The organism is Massilia sp. CT11-108 (assembly GCF_047302915.1).
Classification (GTDB): Bacteria; Pseudomonadota; Gammaproteobacteria; order Burkholderiales; family Burkholderiaceae_D; genus Telluria; species Telluria orientalis.
Genome location: NZ_JBKYMO010000596.1, coordinates 1 through 3036, shown reverse-complemented (window position 1 = coordinate 3036; position 3036 = coordinate 1). Strand labels below are relative to the sequence as shown.

The 3036-nt window shown below is 49.0% G+C and carries 6 protein-coding genes; all 6 read left to right on the top strand.

Annotation, left to right across the window (positions count from 1 at the left end):
- The coding region (locus ACEN88_RS28030; protein WP_413344923.1) for an RHS repeat-associated core domain-containing protein at positions 1-463 on the top strand (463 nt) is incomplete at its 5' end.
- Entirely contained in the window at positions 415-783 is a 369-nt protein-coding gene (locus ACEN88_RS28025) for an HYD1 signature containing ADP-ribosyltransferase family protein (RefSeq protein ID WP_413344921.1), read from the top strand. The genes ACEN88_RS28030 and ACEN88_RS28025, both read left to right, overlap by 49 nt.
- A gap of 98 nt (positions 784-881) precedes the next feature.
- Complete coding sequence (locus ACEN88_RS28020; RefSeq protein ID WP_156403799.1) at positions 882-1040, top strand: hypothetical protein; 159 nt, start codon at positions 882-884, stop codon at positions 1038-1040.
- The gene (locus ACEN88_RS28015; protein WP_413344919.1) at positions 1037-1510 is read left to right on the top strand and encodes a macro domain-containing protein; all 474 of its coding nucleotides are present in this window, start codon (positions 1037-1039) and stop codon (positions 1508-1510) included. Before ACEN88_RS28020 ends, ACEN88_RS28015 begins: the two co-directional genes overlap by 4 nt.
- Positions 1511-2164: 654 nt before the next feature.
- Positions 2165-2389, top strand: a complete 225-nt coding sequence (locus tag ACEN88_RS28010; RefSeq protein ID WP_413344918.1) for a hypothetical protein — start codon at positions 2165-2167, stop codon at positions 2387-2389.
- A complete protein-coding gene (locus ACEN88_RS28005) occupies positions 2386-2853 on the top strand; it encodes an SMI1/KNR4 family protein (protein ID WP_413344916.1) in 468 nt (155 codons plus the stop codon). The genes ACEN88_RS28010 and ACEN88_RS28005 overlap by 4 nt, the downstream gene beginning before the upstream one ends.
- The last annotated feature ends 183 nt before the right edge of the window (positions 2854-3036 follow it).

The following is a 3036-nucleotide window of genomic DNA, read 5'->3' as shown; positions in this document are numbered from 1 at the left end:
CGTGTGGGCTGCGCGGTATCGTGCGTGGGGGAATGTACTTGAGGTTGCGCAGCAGGATTCGCCGGAGGTGGTGTCGCCCGATGAGATCGGGGAGGCACAGCCTGTTCGGTTTCAGGGGCAGTATTTCGACAGCGAAACGGGCTTGCATTACAACCGGTCCCGTTATTATGATCCGGACATTGGGCGATTTGTTTCGATTGATCCCATCGGATTGTCTGGCGGGGCAAACACTTTCGCATACTCTGCCAATCCAACAGCCTCGGTCGATCCGCTCGGTCTAAGTCCATGCAAGACCAGTAACGCGAATGATGCGAATAAAATCGTCTCCGAGTTGCGGGCGGAGCAGATCGACTGCCGAGCGCCGCTTATACTGGTGGCAGGCAAACCCTGTTTCATTACACTGATGAGGCAGGAATGCGGGGAATTATCAGTTCACAAGAACTGCGGGTTTCGACAGGAGTAACACATGCTCGTTACGGCGATGGGCAATACCTCACTGATTTGGCGCCAGAAATGGTTGGGGCACGCACGGTGGGGCAGCTGTCGGCAGAGCAGCTAGGTAATGGAGTCATCTCAGGCGGACAGGCTTCACGATTCCTGTTTAATGATCCTAGAAAGTTGGGGAAACTTACGAATTTTGTTGAGATCGACATTACCGGTCTTCCGGTTAGGCAAGGTCTTAATTCATCCGGCACAGAATTCCGCGAACATGTTCAATTTATACTGAACAAAAATGACATGGATTTGACGGGTCGTATCGTACGGACAGGAAGGACATTTTGATGCGGTACTATTGTTTCTACTCTGAATCGCTTAAGGGTGAAGTGGGGAAGTTCTATTGCGAGGTGTCGCCCGAGAACTTAATCACTCGGCAAATCGATGTGTTTGGTTCCGAAATTTATTGGGCTGAACCTGGATCTCAGTATAGTGAAGATTATCCTTTTACTGATCAGCCAGAATTTGATGAATCGGATCAAGAGGCGGAAGAATTGGATCGAGAAACATTTGAGAGAATTTGGGCTGAAGGAAAAAAGCAGTGACCGTCATATTTTGCAAAGGCGATATATTTGCAGTGAGCTCGCCTCAAGCATTTGCGCACGGTTGTAACTGTGCTGGCGCAATGGGGAAAGGCATTGCCGTTACATTTCGTGAAAAATGGCCATTGATGTACGCACGGTATCGAGAATTATGCAAGACTGGTGCCTTCGTTCTAGGCGATGTCTTTGAGTGGACTGACGGTGCGACCAGAATATACAACTTGGGAACGCAAAGGATCTGGAGGTCAAAGGCTGACGTTTCAGCCATAAAAATTTCGATGACTCGATTAAAGAAACTTCTAACCGATGCCGAAATTTCTGAAATTTATATGCCGCGCATTGGTGCTGGATTGGGAGGGGGTGACTGGAATGAAATCAAGTCGATCATTGAATGGAGTTTTGGCGAAAGTCCCATCCATGTATATGTGTGCGAAGAATTTGTGCCCGGAGCAGCATTGCAGGTTATGTCATAATCATGCAAGCCGCCGAGCATGCAGCAGGATTTATTGACTAATGAGTGGGCTATTGGAGTTTGTTTTCGAAGACGTTGCGTCCAATAATCTCGCAAAAATGGTTGTCGAATGCGTGCGTGAAAAAAGCAATATCAGCGAAGTTCTGCAGGACGGCGCACGTCTGCGACTGGACTCCATTCTTGCGCATCGTTGCTGAGGCCGTAACAGAAAGACGCAAAGTGTCGAGTCCCGTTTGATCGTAGATGCGCTTGACGAATAGTTCCGGCCGTTTCTTCTGCTATTGCTTGAGTGCCAGGATGGGCGTTTTGACGACGGTCTAATTTTATCGTTCAGGTACTTTTACACATCTAACGAGCCGCTCGCTGCAGAAATAGTTCTTTACGCTCGAAATCATAAGCTGGACGGCAACGTTTGGCGCAAGGTTAAAGTGGTGGTTGGAGACGTCGAGGAGCTCGTTGCAAAAGTTAAGGGAAATCAATTTAATTCCATATCCTCCGGAGTGAAACTGCTTAACTTTGGAGATTTGTGGTGTATTGATATTGACGGCGATTACAGTCTGGCTGGCGATCCGAGCTCCCTGGATGAAGTGCGCGAGGACGGACAGTGCTACGTCATTGGGCGCCAAGTCGAAGCTTGCGAACTCGACGAAGTTGCATGACGACGATAATGGTCTCTTTGGCAGCGGCAGAGGTGGAACAATTAGTTGCTGCCCATCAATCGGTAATTAATTTTGGGTTACCCTCTGATGCGGTCAACGATGAATGGCTTATGAAGGCGGAAGAAAAGCTAAATCGTGAGTTGCCACGATTGTACAAATGGTTTCTCAAACTATGTGCAGAGCGGGGAGATCCGAGGGGTATGGGGCACAACAGATTGTGAGTACACCTTTAACAGCAGCGGGAGTTGAGGAATTGATCGCGGCCCATCAGTCGATCATTAATTTTGGATTATCGTCCGATGCGGTCGAGGATGAATGGCTGGCAAATGCAGAAAATGCACTAAACCGCAAATTGCCGGAATCATATAAATGGTTTCTCAAACGATATGCAGGCGGTGAAGTCGGAGGGGAAGAGATTTATAGCATTTACGGAATTCCTTTCGAGTCGGCTAATGGGGGAGACATAGTTTTTCGCCACTTAATGAATCGCAAGGCTGGCTTGCTTGATGATTCAAAACTTGTCATTAGCGAAACTGATCTTGGCGAAGTTTTCTTCTTTGACTATATGAATTTCAAAGACGGCGAATGTTCGATATATCTCAGGCTTCCGTCGGGAGAGCACATTCTGTATGCAGAGAATTTTTATGAGTTTCTTGGGAAACGAATTGTGGCTCATGACTCATGATGGCTTGTTTCAGCGAGCAGTGCGGGAGTCATTCGCGGACGTGCGTGTATGGCGAGGATGCGTTTGTGCCGCTGGCGCGGATGGATGCTGTCGCTGGTCGGGAGGGCGCGGCGCGGGCCGAGCTGCGGCATTTGCATACGGACCATCTGGGGATGCCGCGGGAGATGACCGATGCGGGTGGGC